This is a genomic window from Nitrospirota bacterium (assembly GCA_016180645.1).
Taxonomy (GTDB): domain Bacteria; phylum JACPQY01; class JACPQY01; order JACPQY01; family JACPQY01; genus JACPAV01.
This window is the reverse complement of sequence record JACPAV010000015.1, coordinates 102,433-120,123: the sequence shown is the minus strand read 5'-3', so window position 1 is coordinate 120,123 and position 17,691 is coordinate 102,433. Positions and strand designations below refer to the sequence as shown.

Sequence of the window (17,691 nt, the reverse complement as noted above, 5' to 3'; positions counted from 1 at the left end):
CGCGCAGACGCGCGAGCAGAATCGGGCGCGGTGGATATAGTGGATCACAAGTTCGTCACTGCGTTCAGCAAAGGCGGCTCGGCCAAAACGCTTTTCGTCCTTCAGGCGCTATTCAATTACTACACGGTCGGGAAGCTCTTTGAGAAGCCGGTGCGGCGGTTCATCGTCTATGAATGCAAGAAAACGAGGAACGCCGACGGGTCCGCTCAGCTCAAACGCTACGTGCTCGATTATCAGACGCTCGAGCGCGACTTCGTAGTCTTCCGCCGGCTTATCGAGGATGCTACCGCCGAGATCTCCCGCCGGCGTATCTGGCTGCCGAACCCCTCCGACATGTTCGAGGGCGACCACTCGTTCGATATTTATCGACTCGGTTTGATAGAAGAAATGGAAGAATGATCAAGGTGTTCCATAATACATACGACCGTTACTATTAAGGAACATACGGCTATAACTACTTCATATTATTAATGTAGTATTTCGCAAAAATACTGAGATAAGGCTCGCTGTTGATTTGCCTGGATATGTAAAAAAGAAAGGCCGTCCCGAGAGACGGCCACTTTCTCCGTCTCTCGAGGATGGCCTTGTTATCGCGGCCGAAGGTCCTGCAACTCCTGAAGCGACTTGCGGAAGGGACAGCCGCTGGAATCACAGGGAATCCGGTTCTTGGGGTCATTCCTAGGCCCTGTCCAGACGAATCCCTTGTCGTGACAGTCCGAGCAGATCTCGCCCTCGAGTCCCGTCTGTGGAGAACTCATGTTTCCTCCTGGCGGTTACAGGTGAGCTGCGAAGGCGCGGATGGTCTTGGGGTACAGGACCCGCTCCACCTGCTTGATACGCTCATGGAGCGTTCCCTCGGTATCTCCATCGAGGATGGGCACCTCCTCCTGAGCGAGAATGGGACCGCTGTCAACTTCGGGTGTCGCGACATGGATCGTGGTCCCGGTGATCTGCACGCCGGAAGCGAGTGCGTCTCGAACCGCGCGATCTCCCCCGCCATCACCACGATGTCGATGCCAAACCGCTCCAGGAAGTCCGTGAGCCAGGCCGTGTAGAGTTCCCGCTTGAAGGCTAGCCCCTTTCCGTAGCTAGCGCGGTAGAGAACAGCTGCAGGTATCGCCGGCTGGGCGCTTAGCGTCACCACGTCGATCCCGCGGCAGGGGCGATCAGCCACGACCAGGTCGATCGGGAGACCGTCCTTGATCATCGCATCGAGTAGTGAGCCAGTACCGGATACGAGCACCGCGATCCGCTTGTTCACTCGGTCCTCCGCTGTGGCATGATTTAATTCGCAAGTCGAACTGTTCGACTTGCGAGCACATCCGCTTTATTTCTATCACGGTTAATGTGAATTTCCTAACCACAGGCTTTGAGTTGGCAGAGGAATGAAAAAGGGCCCTCGACGATGTCGAGGGCCCTTCCGATTTTGCCGAGGGCCTTCTGCAGGCCGAGCTTTCTACGTTTCGGGCAGTATTCTACCCCGGCGAATGGCGATGTTCTCCACCACGTTGAGGTCGCCGAAATCGTTTGAATTCGGATCGCGGTAGAAAACGTTGAAATCGGCTGCGAAGCCGACTTGCGAACCATCCTTCAGACGGTATCCCCTCCGGGTCTGTGCCCCGGCCCGGATGTCGCGCATGACGAAAATGTTGTTTCGAAGCGTAACGTTGGACGAATCGCCGCTCCCGTTGTCCCGGATGTAGAGCTCGGATTGATTGTTGTCCTCGTTCCCATTGCTGTAGAAGGTGTTGTTGTAGATTTCGATCCCATCCACATTCCGCAAATCGAGACCGTTTCCGAAATCGTTCGAGAAAAGCAGGTTGTGGTGGAAGGACACGTTCGTATCGTCCTCGAACCGGTTGGATGCGCCGCCGGCGTCGTCTTGAGGGTTGTTTTGGTAGAACGTGTTGTACGCAAACGTCAGATTATTGTTGTTCACCCCGGCGATGGTGTGGAGGCCGTAGTCGTCGTTCGTGAACGTGCAATATTCGATGGTTACATCGGAAGCGCGGATGCGGACTCCCGCGTAGGCCGTGCCGCTGCCGCTGGGGGCTGAATCGCGGATGACCAATCCCGAAATCTTGGTGCCATCCAAACTGCCCGCGGCCCCGGTCCCGAGATAGATCGCATCTTTTGTCGCCACGTCCGCTTTGACCACGGGGGTTTGGCCCGCCGCCGCGCGGATCGCGAGGTTGTTGGCCAAACTGGTGGTGAGGCCCGTGAGATCCACGCCGCGGCCCGCCGCGCCGGAGTTCTCGAGGTAGGCCCCGGAATCCTGAATCTGGATCGCATGGGGGCCGTCGCCGTCGGTCAGGTTCGCGCCGGTATTCGCCACGATGCAGTCGAAGGCGGCGTTGATCGTGAGGAAGGGGCTGGCCGGATTGTCCACACGACCGCCGCAGCCGGCATCCGCGCCGGTTTTCGCCACGTAGTAGACCTTCGGCACGACCACGGTGTACTTGTCGTCCGTCTTGTTCCCGTCGGCCTGGTTGTCGTTGCCGGAGGTGGGTTCGACGATGACCCGGTGCGTCGCCGCGCCGAGGACGCAGGTGGAAGGGACGCGGGCCGTCATCGAACGATCGTCGACAATCGTAACGTTCGTCAGATTGCAGACGTTCGCCGTGCAGTTGTCGCCCCCGTCGATGGTGCAGAGGTAGGCCTTGAAGACCGGCGGCGACGCCCCGCCCCACTTGAAGTTTCGACCGCCGAGGGTGAGGTCGACGTCCACCCCCGCTTGTCCGGTCGTCGGCGCGACGCTCGTCACTTTCACTCCCGATGCCGTGCTGTAGATCTCCATCACGCCCGGTTCGGCCGCGCTGCATCGGGAGTAGTTGCACACGCGGAGCACTTTTCCGGAGCCCGCCGCCACGCCGGAGGGATCGAACGTGCCGGTGACGACGGTCGAGCTCGTCGTCGCCTCGCCCGTGAACTCCACGCCATCGGTGAAATCTCGAATGCGGAGCGGATCGGTGTTGTCGTTCGCCCCGTTCGATGCGTTTCCCGTGGCGTAGTTCGTGCCGGTCACCGTGAGCGTTTGCGCGGGGTCCACTTGGCTGCTGAAGAGGTTCGGCGCCACGGAAGCGACCGTGGGCGCCAGGATGTTGACCGTTCCGAGCGGGAGAGGAGTCGCGTTGAGCGCCGTGCAATCGCCCACGCTGACCACGAGATTCGCCACCGCGTCGATCCGGACACCGACGGTCGAGACGGGCGCGTCGGCGGCCAAATCCACGGCGACGTGGAGCCAATAGTCATTCGTGTCCACGCCTTGATCCGGGACCAAATCGCAGTTGGCATTGGACAAGGCATCGAAGGTAATGGGCCCGCACACCAGAAGGCCCGTATCGATGCCGCGATAGTTGTTGTCATTGTCGAAATACACGCGCACCGCGGTAACGCCCGTATTCGCCGTGATCGTGCCGTACTCGGCGAGGATGAAAGACAGGAACGAGATCGCTCCGCCCCCGCCGCCGGTGCGCCGCACGCGGAAGGAACCGACCCAGAGGTCTTCGTCACCGGCGTTCGGAACGACGTTGGCGAACTCCGGCGCCATTCCGGACGATTCCGGGCCGAACGCCGTCATCGTATCGTCCGGGCAGGCGGCGGCTCTTGCGTGCCTTGCGCCGCCCAACAGGGCGAGCGCAAGCACGCAGGCGGCAGGTACGAGCCGGCGCAGAAAAGGCGCCATCTCAGCCCCCAATCCTCGTCAGCCCGCGGCTGGTGCCGAACCAGCGGCCGCCCGCCGGATCGAAGGCGACCGCGTTTACGCTCCAATCGAGCAGTCCATCCGCGGGCGTGAAACTCTTGAGTTCCGCTCCGTCCCACCGCCCGAGCCCGCGGGTCGTTCCCACCCAGAGCGAGTAGGATTTCAATTTCTTGTGTTCAGATCCTTCCGCCTCTTCGGCGGGACCGATCGAGAGCGTCACCACCTGGTCGCTGCCCAAGCCATCGCGCGAGGTCAGCCCTTCGACCGGAACGGCGCGATCCGGCTCCGCCAGTTGCACTCCGAGGACTCCATCGCCCCAACTCCCCAGCCAGAGGAGGCCGTCGGGCGAGTGCCGGAGCGCCGACATGGCTGCATCCGGCAATCCGCGGACTTTCGTTGCGGTCAGGGCGCGCGGATCGACCACAAACAGTCCCGCGCCGGTCGCCGCGTACACGTAGAACGCAGGCGAGCCTTTCTTCGCCTTGGTCGGAACGACTTCGAGCGCGGCGACCCTCTCATCGCCGAGTTCCTCGACCCATTCGAACCGCGACGCTTCCGGCTCCAGCCTGGCCAATCCGGCAGCCGTTCCGGCCCACACACTCCCGTCCGGCGCGATCGCCACGCTGTAGGCCGCCTCGCTCGGCAGGCCCTGTTTCACTCCGAAACTGCGCCACGTGCCCCCGAAAGAAATCGCCACGCCGCCGTGACCCGCGGCCGCCACCCGCCCGTCCTCACCCACCGCCACGCCCCGGATGATGGTCATGCCGAGTCCGTCGTCCACGCCGAATCCGCGGAAACGCCCGCCGTCGAACCGGCTGAGTCCGCCGGAGGTGCCGATCCACACCGAGCCGGACTGCGGATCGACCGCGAGCGCGCGGATCACGCGGCCCTGGGATCCCACGATCCCTTTCGGCGTAACGGGACCCGTGCCCAATTCCAGCGAGCGCAGCGCGCTCAGCGGGCCCGGGCCGAGGGCCGAGACCTCGGGCAACGCCGCTTCCAGTTCGAGCCGACGCAGAACGTAAATCCACCGGCCGTTTCCACTCACGGCGGCCACGAGAAGTTCGGCGGCGCCGAGCGCGCTCACGCCGGGTCTCCCGCTCTCGCGGAACGGCGCCGAACGCGCGCGGGCCAGCGGTTCGCGGTTGAGATAAACCTCCACGCGATCCTCCGAGCCTTTCGGCTCCACCGTGCCCGCCACGGTGATCTCCCCCGCCAGTGAGACACCCTCCGCGGGCTGGGTGAGATGCAGACAGAACCGCGGGGCGCCGGTTGGAATCACCTGAACGTCCGCCCGCCCCACGTTCCCCGCCCGATCCCGGCCTTCCACGCTCACCGCAACCGGCGACTCGTTCGAAAACAGCCGGCCGGGAAACGATTCCGAAAGCGGACGAACGACCACGGGGGCTTCGAGACTGAACCGCTCGCCGCCGATGGCCGGCCCGTACGCGGGCGACCCGGCGATGCTCGCCGAGGGCGGTCCGGTCAACGTCTCGGTGGCGACCACCTGAACCGTGGCGACCTTGTCTTCAGCGTAGGAATCCCCGGCGTAGGACGCCGCTCGATCCTCCCCCCCCCCGGACCCCTTGACAATTCCGCACGGCCGCTCGGCGCGGCCCGGAAAGAGCGATGTGACCTGGAAACTCGGCGGCGTGAAATCGAACCGGACTTGATCGCCCGCCTCATGCTTTCCGCCTTGTCGGTCGCGGAAGCTCACCCTCACCTCGGCGTCGCCTTCCGGTTCGTCACCGGCGACGGTGTAGGAGTACTCGTAGGTCCAGATCGACGCGGAATCCTCCGACGGCTCCGCGACCAACTCCGCGGGTCTGTCCGTGACAAGGACTTCAGGCGGTTTGGCAGCGGCGAGCTGCACCGACACGCGAACGTTCAGCACATCCCCCGCCTTCGCAAGCGTCGGCTCAACCGAGAAAGTCGAAAATCCTTCGGGGAGCCGGCGATCCTTCCTCACCTTCCGATGGCAGGCCGGAGCGCCCAGCGCCATGAGAAGCAGCCCGACGAGGCAAACGATCGAAAGGATACTCCGACTCGCCGTTTTGCCTGCGGATAGGGAAATAGACTTGTCCATCTGCTAAGAAATAAGCAAGATTTCTTCCACGTTGTGATTTTTCGTTGCCGATCGCATTCTATTTCATGATATTTCAATACGTTATGTAAATACTATTGGCGATGGATTACATACCGCTCAGAACCACCTCTCACTCGCGAAATAGGGGGAAATATCGAGCATCTTGTGAAGGTATCTTCACACCGTTATTCAGCCCATAACACTCTGGAATAACCGATATTCTGATACATTGCCCCTGTGATCCAGATCACAGTTGCAAGTCGCTCCGGCATGGGCGAGAATGGCGAAAGCTTGGTGAGGATGACTGGATTCTTTTGGATTTGGCTGATTGCTGCATTGGCGTTCGCCCGTGTCGGCCGCGCGGAACCGGCGTCGGACGCCCCGACGCCTCCCTCCGCCTCGCTCCACATCACCCTGTTCGTCTCCCCGGCGGTTCGATCGGACTCCATCGATTTGGTCAACGCCAAACTCGGCGCGCGGGGGTTCCGGATCGATTCGCTCCAGCCCTTTTCAGCGCGACTTCTGAACGGCGTGCTTTACAAGGAGCCCTACGAAAAAGAGGCGCGGGAGATCAGCCGGATTTTGGGCGCCTTTCCGATGGCGCGCGTCGAGGACACGGCGGCCTTCGACGTGGCGGTGGACTTGTCGGAGGACATCGCGTTCACGCCGGCGTCGGACCTGGAGGCGGATCTCCGGCAGCCTTTCCGGAATCTCGAGGCGAGCGTCGGGATGCTCGATCGCCGACTGTCGATGCTGGAAACGAAACTCAATGCCATGCTCGATCGAATCCCTCCGCCCGCGCCGCCCAACGCTCAGGCGGAATCCGCGACCGAGCCGCCCAAGGAAGCCTCCCGCAAGGGGCTCCGCGCCACGGCGTACGGCGCGGTGCTTTCACCCGGCGGGCGGATCGGGCAGACCTTCGGCCAGATGTTCGGGGGGGGGGCCGCCCTCGGCTACGCGTGGTCCAACCCGTGGGCCGTCGAACTCAACACGGATTACTACACGGGAAGCGTCAGCGTGATCGATCTCCGGTCGAACGAACCGACGGAGGGACGTTTGAGCCTTATGCCCATCGGGCTGACCCTCCTCCACGAGACGGGCCATGCGCGCGCGGTCCGTCCCTTTTTCGGGGCGGGACCGGTGATCGAGGTTGTCTCGCTCAGCAACGCCGCCACGATCGAGGGGACGCAGGCGGGCGGGGAGACCGCGCTTGCGTTCGGCTACGCCGTTCGCGGAGGAGCGTCGATTTCCATCGGACGGAGGGCGGTGATGCGCGCGGAGTTGGCCTGGCTCGCCCCGGAGGGGACGCTGGCCGATTCGCGGGAGGGTTCGGGAATTCGTTTCTCGCTGGGCGTGGGCTTGTAGGCTCTCACCAGGCCGCCACGGCAATCGCGGCAACCATGAATCCGAAGAAAACGGCGTAGAATCCCGCTTCCACGTAAAACAGTCTCGTCGCGTACACTCCGCTCCCGGTTCGATCGGATTCCATTTTCAGTTGTCCATCCAGCGTGCGACCCGCAGCGTGAATCGGCGATTGTCGTCGCCGGGGTGCAGCCGGTGGAACGCGTAGCCGAGCACCCACCCCGAATCGAAGACCGCCCGTCCCGCGCCGGTGGCGCGCTCATCGAGTATACCCATGCCGTTGTACGTTCCGGCGGGGATATCGGGACCGTCGGCGGCCTTGGCGAACGTCAGCACCCATCGGATCGACGGATTCGTTCCCGTGAGCCGCCCGATCTCTCCGTTGAAGGACAGCCAGTCAATCCGCCTGAACAACTCCGGATGATTGAACGTGTAGGCCACGTCGTGCGTCAGGATCATGTCCCCCGGGTTTTCCACCCCGAAACCCTGCATGAGGAAATTCGCGTCCTCGTACCACGAGAGGTTCGTCTCGGGCATTCCAAAACTGATGAACGGGCGGTCCATGTCATTTTCGCTTGAGATCCATACTCCCCGACCCGTGGAATAGAACCGGAGCAGGAGGTCGCGCTCCGCGGCGGTGACGTCGATCGTCCGATCGCCGTCCCCTTCGACGATCCAGACCTGCCGATAATGCGACAGCGTGGCCGAGTCCAGATCGGGCCGAAGCGCTTCATCCACGGCATCGGTCCTCGGGAATCCCCCGTTGCGGAGCCGGTCCACCACCCGATCCAAGTCCGAGGGGTCGTAGCGAACCGTCAGCCGGGCCGGCACGGCGAACCGGAGGCCGTCGGGCTGAAAATCGTAGGCAGGACTCGCAAACTCCAGGTTCTCCCCGGCGGGATACGCCACGGGGCGGACCGTGATGCGGACCGAGGAGTCCAAGGCGCCGGAGGGAACGCGAAGCTCCACGCGCCCGTCTCGGCTGAAAAGGGTTCCGCCCTCCGGCCCAAGGAGAGCGGATTCGGGACCCCGCACGCCGCCTCCGGAAAAGCCCTCCGCTCCTCGACATTCGGATAGAGACTGTGAGTCACTCATCTTCCGGTCCTTGGTCCTGGATCCGGGCTCGCGCGGGCCGGCGCAGAGGGCGTCGCGGCCGGAGTCGGACTCCGGGAGGGATGCCTCCTCGTCAAACCCCTGGAGGTCGTCGTCCTCATCGTCCATCATCGCTTGAACGGGGGAGACCCCCAGAGTGACGAGGAGGAATAGTGACAGCATGGCATCTTTCACCGAAGTGCGCAGTCTCATGAGGGTTCCCCTCACCCCCACGATGAATGAAAGGAACATGTGATCAGTTGGCCAAAAAATTAGCCATGTTCACACAGAAGGCAGGGTTGTCGTCGCCGGCGTGCAGCCGGAAGTACGAGTAGCCCAACACCCAGCCGGCATCGAACACCGCGCGACCAGCCCCCTTGCCTTTTTCATCGAGCACGCCCATGCCGGTGTACTTTCCGGCCGGGGCATCGGGTCCGTCGAACTGGTTCACGTACGTCACCACCCACTGGAGGGCGGGATTGGTGGTCGTCAGCCGCCCGGTCTCCCCGTTGAACGAAATCCAATCGATCTTGTTGAAGAGCGGGTGCGCGGCGTACGTGTAGGTGACGTCGTTCGTCAGGATCATCGTGCCCGGATTGTCCACCCCGAAACCCTGCATGAGAAAATTCGTATCCTCATACCAGTAGAGATTCGTCTCGCCGCCGAGGCCGAGAAAAGTCTGATTCATGTTGTTCTCGCCCGAGATCCACACGCTGCGGCCGAATGAATAGTATTGCAGGAGGAGGTCTCGTTCTGCGGCGGTCACGTCGATGGTGGCATCCCCGTCCCCCTCCAGAACCCAGACCTGCCGATAGCGCGAGATCGTGGTGGCATCGAGCTCGGGGAGATCGACTTCATCCCTCGCATCCATCCGGTTGAAGCCCGCCGACGAAAGGTCGCCGATCAACTTGCTGAAATCGGAAGGGTCCTTGTACCACATCGTGCCGAAGGCGGTGCTGTCCGTCCGGTTGGAGATGGCGTAGATGAGAATATGGCGGTCGGGCGCTCCGGAGAACGTGGTGAAGTGGGGAACGTTCGCCGTGACGGTATGTGTGGCTGTGTCCGCCTTCCCATACAGACCTTCCCATTTCCCCGTGTCCGTGTGCTGAAAATAGACGTTCATCAAGTTCTCCGTCGCCCCACGAGGCAGACGGGACGGATCATAGTGCAGCGTGAGCGTGGCGGGCACCGCGAAGGTCAGTCCGTCCGGTTGGAAGTCGTAGGCCGCGGTGACGAACTCGAGTTTTTCCCCGTCCGGATACGACACCGCCCGCACGGAGATCTCCAATGAGGCGGACAACGCGCCCGCCGGCACAAAAAGTTCAGCCATCCCATCCGTGCTCAGGACCTTTCCGCCGTCGGGACCGATCGTCGCTGAACCCGAACCGGAGCCGCCCCCCTCGTCGGCTCCGGCCGGATCCTGACAACCCACCCTGTGCAATGCCGTGATCCCCCCTTTGCCCGCATTCTTGGATGCAATTTGGGCAGCCGCGTTGCAGCGCCCGGGTTGACCGGACGATTCCGCCGCCCGGACCGTTCCGGCACCGCCGACGATGCCGGCGATCATGATAAGAGGAAGCAACATCTCCCGCTGAAGTATCTTGTTCATCGCATCACCCCCACGGTTGAAAGTTTCCACACCCTCCCACATGCAAGTAAAGGTCCACATATAGATTCACACGTTAATTTATAACATTCACATATCTAATCGAAACTACTCACACGGGCATACATAATTAGTACACTGTACTCACATGCGAATAGAAAAGACGTTTTTCTATGTAACATGTGCGTTACTAATTGACACTTTTATCGTGAAGTGGGGTCCAGACGGACCGCTGCTCAAACCCCAACGGGTGCGCCGGTAGAGGCCGAACCCCGTGCCATGGAGGGTAGGGTTTCGGCCTCGAAGACGAGGGGCGAGATGAGAAGACCTTTCCCACAAATGTTGGTTGTCATGCTCGCGGCTCGGCGTAGAATGGGGCGCAACCGCAAGAAAAGGAAACCCCCATTGGCTGGATCTTTGGTGAAGGAGGCTTCAATGCTGCGCAAAGCACTGATCATGTTCTTCCTGGGCACGGCCCTGATTCCGCTCGAAGGATGCACACGAACGAAAGTCCGCAAATTGTCGCAACGGGTCGAGGCCTTGGAGACGTCGTCTTCCGAACTTCGGTCCAGGGCGGACGCGCTGGAAGCCAGACTCCAGAATGCGGAAACCCTGCTTTCCCAGCAGCATGACCTCGCAACCCGCGTGATCGGGAAGTGGTCGGGCATCTCCGTCCAGTCCGATCCCAACGGGCGATTCCGCGAAGTCGCCGGACAGTCCCTCACCTTTTCGAGCGATGGGACGCTCTCGCAAGTCCGAGTCACCGGCCTGGGCGGAGCGGTGCGATTCCGCGTGCTCAACGCGAACGCGCTCCTCTTCTCCTTTTCCGGCGGGCGGCAACTCGTCGCCACGAACGTCGAGATGCAGGGAAATCGGTTGAGCTTTCTGCTCGGCTCGGCCGGCCCGGTGGCCGTAGTCCTTACGCGATCGTAGGACTCAGTCCAGGAAGACCGACTCGCCCAGCAGGCGGACCATCGTATTCCGGAACGCCTCGGCTTTCGGCGTCTGGAGAAGATCGGTCCGATTGCGGTCGTCGGTCAAAATCTCTCCCTCGGACATCGCGACGATCTCCGCCGTGACATCATTCTCCGGTGTGAAAATCGAACCGTCTCCGGCAGGCCCCCCGCCGGCCGCCGCCGACGCCAAATACAGGAAATTGGCGAGACCGGACGATTCCAGGCGATGGACCCGCACCGAAGGGAAAACATCTCTCAGGGTTCGATACACCGACGCCTGCTCCGCGCCGATCCGACCCGTGGACACCCAGTTGACCGCCAAAAGGCCGTCGCCCTTCAGGACCCGGCGGGCATCGAGAAAACATTCCCTCGACGCCAGGTGAGCGGGGACCCAACCGCCCGCGTACGCATCGAGAACGATGAGATCATAAACGCGGTCGGTCCGGTTCAGAAAACTTCGGCCATCCTCAACGAACACCTCGCCCCTCTCCTGAAATCCGAAGTATTTCCTCGCCACGTCCAGGATCTTCCCATCCACCTCGACCATGTCCACACGAAGGCCCTGGGCCGCCAGCTCGGACGCGATATGCCCGGCCCCCCCCCCCACGAGCAGCGCGGATCGAGCCGACGGCGACAGGATCGGGCGCAATGAGCCGAAGGCCCGCACATAGGCATACCCGCTTTCCCCCGTCGATCGATCGACCATGGACTGAGCGTAGGCGTCGATCATGAGGAGCCGGTATCGGCCCGAATCCACCACCCGGATCCGGCCGTAGAAACTCTCGCCGTTGTAGAGGACCCGCGGCCCCTTGAAAATTCCCTCACTCACAACAGCCGATATCGAAGGAGGTCGGGATCGCACCGCCAACCCAAGGCTGAGAATCATCAGCGCCGCGGAAGCCGTGGCCCGAGCCCAACGCCGGCCGAGGGCGAATCCGACCGCAGCCGTAAGCGCGAGGAGCCCGGAAATACCCCCTATCGATGCGCGGACTCCTGCATGGGGAATCAGGACGAATGCGCTCAAGAGAGAGCCCGACACCCCCCCCATCGTGGACAAGGCCAGAATCGTTCCCGATCGGCTTCCGGCCTTTTCCGCGGCCCCCTCCGATAATCGAATAGCCATGGGAGTCACCATCCCCAAGGCGAACAGGACCGGCGAAAACAGGAGGAGCGTCGCCACAAACGCGCCCGAGACCGCCCCGAGGGGGCCGGTCCATTCGAGGACACCCACGCGCAGGACGGGGATGGCGGCGGCCGCGAGGGCGGCGGCAAAGGTGAGGGTCTCGATCAGAGGGGAGTGGGGCCGTCCATCGGCAAGGCGCCCGCCCGCGAAGTAACCCACGGCAAGCGCGACAAGGGCCACCGTGATGAGCGCCGCCCAAACGTAAAGCGTGGCGCCGAAAAAAGGACCGAGGACGCGGCTCCCCAGAATTTCAATCGCCATGACGGCGGCGCCCGCGATGAAAACCGTTGAGAGGATGAAGGCGGTCCGTGTACGCCCGAAAGCCGGTCCCTCTTGGCTCGTCATCGCCGCATTATAGATCAAACGCAAGCCTTGCGGAGCCAGTCCCGGATTAGGACGATGGGCGAGACGCCCGCGTCCCGAGCCTATCTTTGTCCGAATGCTGAAAGCTGACTGCTGATAGCCGAAAGCTTGTAGTCAGGCAAACGTGTTCAGAATCGTGCCGACGTAACCGGCGTAAAGCTGCGTCATCGGATCGGCAAGACCCGTCAGTTCCGAGTTGGTCATACCGAGCGTGCTGAGGGTGGACGCCTCCAGAAAATTCGGCGTGAACTGCGTAGACCCCGAAAACAGATTCCCGAAGCTGCTCGTGAAAAACGAGAGCTGCGGCGAAAGCACACTGGCTCCTGTAATGGCCCCCAAAGTCATGTTCTACCTCTCAAGGTTAATGATCGGAATTTGGATGGGGTTCTTAAGTTCCCTTCAAGTTATTGTGATGCTTGAGCTTTCTCTAAAGGTCCGCCGCCGCCTTCCGATGCTCTTTCATGACGGTGGAAGAAATTCAGACCCTTCAGCGGGAGCTCCAGGCCCGCCGGATTACGCGCGATGAACTCAAGCGTGAAGTGCGCCGTCTTCTATTCAAACACCATCCGGATCGCAACGCCGGCGACCGCCTGGCCGCCGAGAGCCGCACGAGAACGATTCTGGAGTGGTATCGCAAGGCCGCGCTGAGCCCGGAATCCGTCTTCGATTCGGGAATCCGGCACGACTCCTACTCCCCCCCCCCCGAGCCGGAAGTCCGGGCCACCGAGCACCAGTTCGTCCTGTTTATGGTGGATGGCGAGCCGTTCGCCTGCGAGGTCGGCTGGGTGCTGGGCGTGCGCAATGTCCGGGATATGAAGAAATCGGATGGGAGTCTCCCTCGGTGGATACACGACCGTATCGGAATCTTCTCGCTCGATGCGTCCCGACGGTCCTCCGCCTCCGCCTCGCCGCTGGAAACCGCCCAGATCCTCCTGCTCAAAGTGGATCGATCGCTGAAGGGCTTTGTGGTGGATCGCGTGGACGGTGTGTCCACCGTCGCCGCCTCGCAGATTCTGACGCAGGACGGCATGCGGACTTTCCCGGCCCCTCAGGGCTCCGTCACCGTCGTCTCCCCCGCCTTCTTCGGCCTCTGATAAAGGGTGACAGTATACTCTAATTGATCCTATTCAAGTATACTGTCACCTCTTATATTGCGTCAACGCGCATGAAATCGCTTCGATCGGTGCTCGCTCCCGGCGACGTCGGGGCGTTCTTCGGGCTGTTCCTGGACAATTCATCCAATCTGATCGTTCTGTCGGCCATTCTGATCCACGTGTACGGGTTCCCAACCCACAGTGTCACGGGGATGATCCCCGGAACGGCGCTCGGGGTGCTCGTCGGCGATCTCATCTACACGTGGATGGCGTTTCGACTCGCGAAACGCGAGGGCCGTGCGGACGTCACCGCCATGCCCCTCGGCCTCGATACACCGTCCACCTTCGGAATCACCTTCGGCGCCATCGGGCCGTTCTTTCTCAAGATGAAAGGCGTGATGCCGTTGGAACAAGCGGCAGCCTCCGCTTGGCACATGGCTGCGGGACTCATGGTGTGGATGGGACTTTTCAAACTGGTCACTTCTCTGTTCGGGGGATGGATCCGTGCGCGTGTGCCCCGCGCCGGGCTCTTGGGAAGCATCGCCGCCGTTGCGATTCTCCTGATCGCGTTCATTCCCGCGCTGGATCTTTTTCAGTCACCCATAGCCGGTCTTGCGGCGCTCGTGGTGATCCTCGCCGCTCTCGTGGCCAAGATCCGGATGCCTTGGGGTGTTCCGGGGGCCGTCGCGGCCGTTGCCGTGGGCACCGTGCTCTACTACCTCATCCAGTGGATCACGACCGGAACCGCATTCCCTGAACTGCACGCCGATGTTTCGTTCCATTTCTTCGAGTTCATGCCTTCGATGGGACAAGGATTGCGCGACGCGGTTCCATACCTCCCCATCGCCATTCCCTTTGCGCTCACGACGGTCGTCGGCGGAATCGACGTAACGGAGAGCGCGGCGGTGGCGGGCGACAAGTACGGGACGAGAAGCATCCTTCTGACCGAAGCCTTCGCAACCCTGATCGCGGGTCTCTTCGGCGGCGTGATTCAGAACACACCCTACATCGGCCACCCGGCCTACAAATCCATGGGCGGGAAGGCGGGCTACACGCTGGCGGTCGCGATCGCCATGGGAATCGGCGGCTGCTTCGGACTCTTGGACGTATTTGTTCAAGTGATTCCCAAGGTTGCGATCACGGCGATTCTGGTCTTCATCGGGATCGAAATCATGTCCCAGGCGTTCCGCGCGAGCGAGCCGCGCCATGCTCCCGCGGTTGCGCTCTGTTTCGTCCCCGTGACCGCCACGCTCGTCACCATCATGCTCGGAATGGCCTTCGGAAGTTTGGGAAAATCGTCTGCCGACCTCACCGGCGAATTCGTCCACACCTACACCTGGCTGCTCCTGCTCGGGAACGGATTCGTCGTCTCATCAATGCTCTGGGGATCGACGCTCGCGTTCCTGATCGATGGGCGCGCGCGGGCGGCGGCGGCTTGCCTGCTCCTGTTGGGCGGATGCTCCCTGTTCGGGATCGTCCACAGCCCCTTGGAAAGCGGGAGCCTTTTCCTCCCGTGGACCGCGCCGGGCAGCATGCCCCTCGTTCTCGCGGGGGCCTACGCGATGGCGGCGATCCTGGTCCTCGGAATCGGCCAGGTCGCCAAGAACCGAATCTGATCAGTCAACTTCCTGGATATCCGGGTCGCGAAGGTCTCGTCCGACGATCACTTTCGTCCGACCGTTGCTGTTCTGAATCGTGATGTCCCAAGCCTGCATGGTTTCCGACCCAATGAGCATGTCCTGCGCCAAGTCGGGAGAGACCAACGCATACGTCTGAACCAACTTTTCCCCGATTTCAATGACAAAAATGACGCCTCCCGTGATTCTGAGCTTGCCTCCGGTGGCCGCTGTCCTCATTTCAGCGGGCTCGGCTCTGCGAATGACCGTGGCTCCTGTTGGGATTCTGTCCTCACGAACGATGGAAGGATAGGCTCCCGTATCGAACACCGCGCGGAGGCGCGTATTCTTGCCCTCCAGCGTGGTGAGACCGACTTCGAGAACGGGCTTGCTCACAGCCTCATCCTACGCCCGATGAGAAACCACGGCAAGTTCTGAACCGGGACGGGGGTGGATTTGTTGGCGGCCGTCCCGCCTGCCTGTGCGTGAACGCATGCAGACAAGTCGCCGAGTTGGCCGTTGCCTATTTGTCAAACCAGGCATATAGGTCTCTTGTAATGACACCGTGAGATCGCTGATAGCCGGCTTCGGGCAAAACTGCCCGAAAACGAGAGTGCGCATTTTCAGGGCAAAATGGTAGGTAATCAATGATTCGCCGCACACGACCGCTATCGTGATCAAACAGACGTCGTTTGAAACGCCCTTCGAGTCCTACCGCGCCACGAAGGTTATCGGCGAAGGTGGCGCGGGCCGCGTCTACGAGGTGGCCAACACCGCCGGTGAGACGTACGCCCTCAAGTGCCTGGCGCCTGAGCGTGTCAATTCAGAGCGACTCAAACGCTTCAAGAACGAGGTCGCTTTCTGCCAGATACAAGATCACCCAAACATCGTAAAAGTACTCGACACGGGCGCCACATCAGACCACGGTGTGAAATGTCCGTTTTACGTAATGCGCCTCTACGCTGGGACTTTGCGGACCCAGATGGGCCAATTAAAGCCGGACGAGGCCTTGCGCGTCTTTGCCCAAATACTCGACGGCGTTGAGGCTGCACACCTCACCGGTGTCTGGCATCGCGACCTGAAGCCAGAGAACATCTTGTGGAATGACCCCGAGAACATTCCGGTGGTAGCCGACTTTGGCATTGCACACTTCGAAGTAGAGGAAATCTACACGGCCGTTGAAACGAAGCTTGTCGCTCGTATGGCGAATTTCCTTTATTCGGCACCGGAACAAAGAACTAGAGGCGCCCAAGTCGATCACCGTGCCGACATATTCTCGCTCGGACTCATGCTTAATGAGTTGTTCACCACGGCGGTGCCGCAAGGCGCGGGGTTCAAGCATGTGAAGGACGTGAACCCGCCGTACGCCTACATCGATGAGATCGTGGAGCCCATGATCCAGCAGAATCCCCAAAATCGGCCACCCACGATCGAGGCAATTAAGAAGGAACTCATTGCGCGGAAGAACGCCTTTGTGGCACTCCAGCAGTACGACGCCGCCAGTAGGCAAGTCTTGTCGGCTTCTACGCCACCTGAGTTTGTACCCATTTCCCTTGTCGGGTTTGACTACAACAATGGCAGCTTGACTCTCAGGCTGAGTCGGAATGCCCCACCCGGGTGGTCGCAGGAGTTTCGGCAGCCGCGCGGCGCGCGCGGCGCAATTATTGGCCTTGGACCAGAAACATTTGAGATTCGGGGAGACACGATGACAATCGCCGTCCGCGAGGACGAGCAACTCGTGCAGCGGCTGATTAATCACGCCAGGAACTACGTGACTGCTGCAAACCGTGGCTATGTCGAGCGACAACGGGAGCATGCTGCCCGCCAGGAGCGTGAAGAACGTGCAGCTCTGGAGAAACAGGCAGCTCAGGCTGAGTTCAGAAAGAACATTCTGAGCAAGGTCAAGCTATAGATGCAACGGTTTGCAGCTATCAGCGCGCTCCACTCGGACGCCCCAGCGTCGCTTCGCAAGTTCGTGCCGCTGGGATTCCCTCGTCCACTTAGCTCACTCGTCGCCATTGATGGCATGGGATTATCCCTCAAGGACTTTCGTCTCCCGGCGCACGCGAGAGGCGATTCCTGAAGTACGCGATTTATGATGATCCGAAGGAGAAGACCATGACTGAATCTGATCGCATCAAGTATCTGCGCATCGTTCTGGTGCTTGTCGGGCTGGCTTTTGTTTTCGGCCTATGGCCGCTCACGGTCGTCTGGCCGTCCGGCTGGTCGTGGCATGCCGAGGGTCGTTCGTACTACTTTGAAATGATCCTCGCCGTTTACGCCACGCTCGGGGTCTTTCTCATCCTCGCCGCCCGTAACCCCCTCGCACACCGAAGTCTCATTTGGTTCACCGTCTGGTCCAGCATCGTACACGGCGGGGTCATGACCGTGCAGTCGTTCGACGGCGACCATAACAGGGGTCACCTCTGGGGTGATGTTTCGGCTCTGTTCGCAATAGCGGCTGTGCTGGCATGGCTCACGCCTCGTGAAGGCAAGGCCCAAGCCCGATAACCTCTGGAATCCACGTCGGGCGGTGCTCCCACCTTCGCGAAACCCGCTCTGGCGGACGAAGCAAGGTCGGCGGAGAAGGCCGACAATTCGGGCGCTTGATCCTTTACCCCATCTGGTCT

General features: G+C 61.4%; 15 protein-coding genes. 7 read left to right on the top strand and 8 right to left on the bottom strand.

All coding sequences use genetic code 11. The features are described 5' to 3' along the window. The first annotated feature begins 30 nt into the window (after nt 1-30). Nucleotides 31-399, top strand: coding sequence for a hypothetical protein (locus HYT87_10400; GenBank protein ID MBI2060171.1), 369 nt, complete (start codon nt 31-33; stop codon nt 397-399). Between the two features lie 374 nt (nt 400-773). Here HYT87_10400 and HYT87_10395 read toward each other — a convergent pair whose 3' ends face one another. From HYT87_10395 to HYT87_10385, 3 genes are all read right to left on the bottom strand, one after another. Next, a complete protein-coding gene (locus tag HYT87_10395) occupies nt 774-1,046 on the bottom strand; it encodes a hypothetical protein (GenBank protein ID MBI2060170.1) in 273 nt (90 codons plus the stop codon). A gap of 410 nt (nt 1,047-1,456) precedes the next feature. After that, nucleotides 1,457-3,685, bottom strand: coding sequence for a right-handed parallel beta-helix repeat-containing protein (locus tag HYT87_10390; GenBank protein MBI2060169.1), 2,229 nt, complete (start codon nt 3,683-3,685; stop codon nt 1,457-1,459). Nucleotide 3,686: 1 nt separating this feature from the next. Then, nucleotides 3,687-5,789, bottom strand: a complete 2,103-nt coding sequence (locus tag HYT87_10385; GenBank protein MBI2060168.1) for a hypothetical protein — start codon at nt 5,787-5,789, stop codon at nt 3,687-3,689. A gap of 300 nt (nt 5,790-6,089) precedes the next feature. Here HYT87_10385 and HYT87_10380 point away from each other — a divergent pair, with 300 nt between their 5' ends. Further along, nucleotides 6,090-7,154, top strand: coding sequence for a hypothetical protein (locus tag HYT87_10380; GenBank protein ID MBI2060167.1), 1,065 nt, complete (start codon nt 6,090-6,092; stop codon nt 7,152-7,154). A 126-nt stretch (nt 7,155-7,280) separates the two neighbouring features. Here HYT87_10380 and HYT87_10375 read toward each other — a convergent pair whose 3' ends face one another. Further along, on the bottom strand, nt 7,281-8,456 hold the full coding sequence (locus HYT87_10375; protein MBI2060166.1) for a hypothetical protein: 1,176 nt from the start codon (nt 8,454-8,456) through the stop codon (nt 7,281-7,283). Between the two features lie 43 nt (nt 8,457-8,499). Further along, a complete protein-coding gene (locus HYT87_10370) occupies nt 8,500-9,852 on the bottom strand; it encodes a hypothetical protein (GenBank protein MBI2060165.1) in 1,353 nt (450 codons plus the stop codon). A gap of 432 nt (nt 9,853-10,284) precedes the next feature. Between HYT87_10370 and HYT87_10365 the strand changes: the two genes are divergently transcribed. Further along, nucleotides 10,285-10,782, top strand: coding sequence for a hypothetical protein (locus HYT87_10365; GenBank protein ID MBI2060164.1), 498 nt, complete (start codon nt 10,285-10,287; stop codon nt 10,780-10,782). 3 nt (nt 10,783-10,785) lie between these two features. Here the strand turns inward: HYT87_10365 and HYT87_10360 are convergent, their stop codons facing one another. Together HYT87_10360 and HYT87_10355 are read right to left on the bottom strand one after the other, a co-directional pair. Next, the gene (locus HYT87_10360) at nt 10,786-12,333 is read right to left on the bottom strand and encodes a fused MFS/spermidine synthase (GenBank protein MBI2060163.1); all 1,548 of its coding nucleotides are present in this window, start codon (nt 12,331-12,333) and stop codon (nt 10,786-10,788) included. 132 nt (nt 12,334-12,465) lie between these two features. Beyond that, nucleotides 12,466-12,696, bottom strand: coding sequence for a hypothetical protein (locus HYT87_10355; GenBank protein MBI2060162.1), 231 nt, complete (start codon nt 12,694-12,696; stop codon nt 12,466-12,468). Between the two features lie 116 nt (nt 12,697-12,812). On the opposite strand from HYT87_10355, the gene HYT87_10350 reads away from it, so the two are divergent. After that, nucleotides 12,813-13,445, top strand: a complete 633-nt coding sequence (locus tag HYT87_10350) for a hypothetical protein (protein ID MBI2060161.1) — start codon at nt 12,813-12,815, stop codon at nt 13,443-13,445. 71 nt (nt 13,446-13,516) lie between these two features. Then, nucleotides 13,517-15,061 carry an MFS transporter gene (locus HYT87_10345; GenBank protein MBI2060160.1) on the top strand — a complete coding sequence of 515 codons (1,545 nt, stop codon included), beginning with the start codon at nt 13,517-13,519 and terminating at the stop codon, nt 15,059-15,061. On the opposite strand, the gene HYT87_10340 is transcribed toward HYT87_10345, so the two are convergent. Beyond that, nucleotides 15,062-15,457, bottom strand: a complete 396-nt coding sequence (locus HYT87_10340; protein ID MBI2060159.1) for a hypothetical protein — start codon at nt 15,455-15,457, stop codon at nt 15,062-15,064. Nucleotides 15,458-15,734: 277 nt separating this feature from the next. Here HYT87_10340 and HYT87_10335 point away from each other — a divergent pair, with 277 nt between their 5' ends. Then, nucleotides 15,735-16,973 (top strand): serine/threonine protein kinase, encoded by a 1,239-nt coding sequence (locus HYT87_10335; protein MBI2060158.1) that lies wholly within the window; start codon nt 15,735-15,737, stop codon nt 16,971-16,973. Nucleotides 16,974-17,179: 206 nt separating this feature from the next. Next, nucleotides 17,180-17,572, top strand: coding sequence for a hypothetical protein (locus HYT87_10330; protein ID MBI2060157.1), 393 nt, complete (start codon nt 17,180-17,182; stop codon nt 17,570-17,572). Nucleotides 17,573-17,691 lie beyond the last annotated feature (119 nt).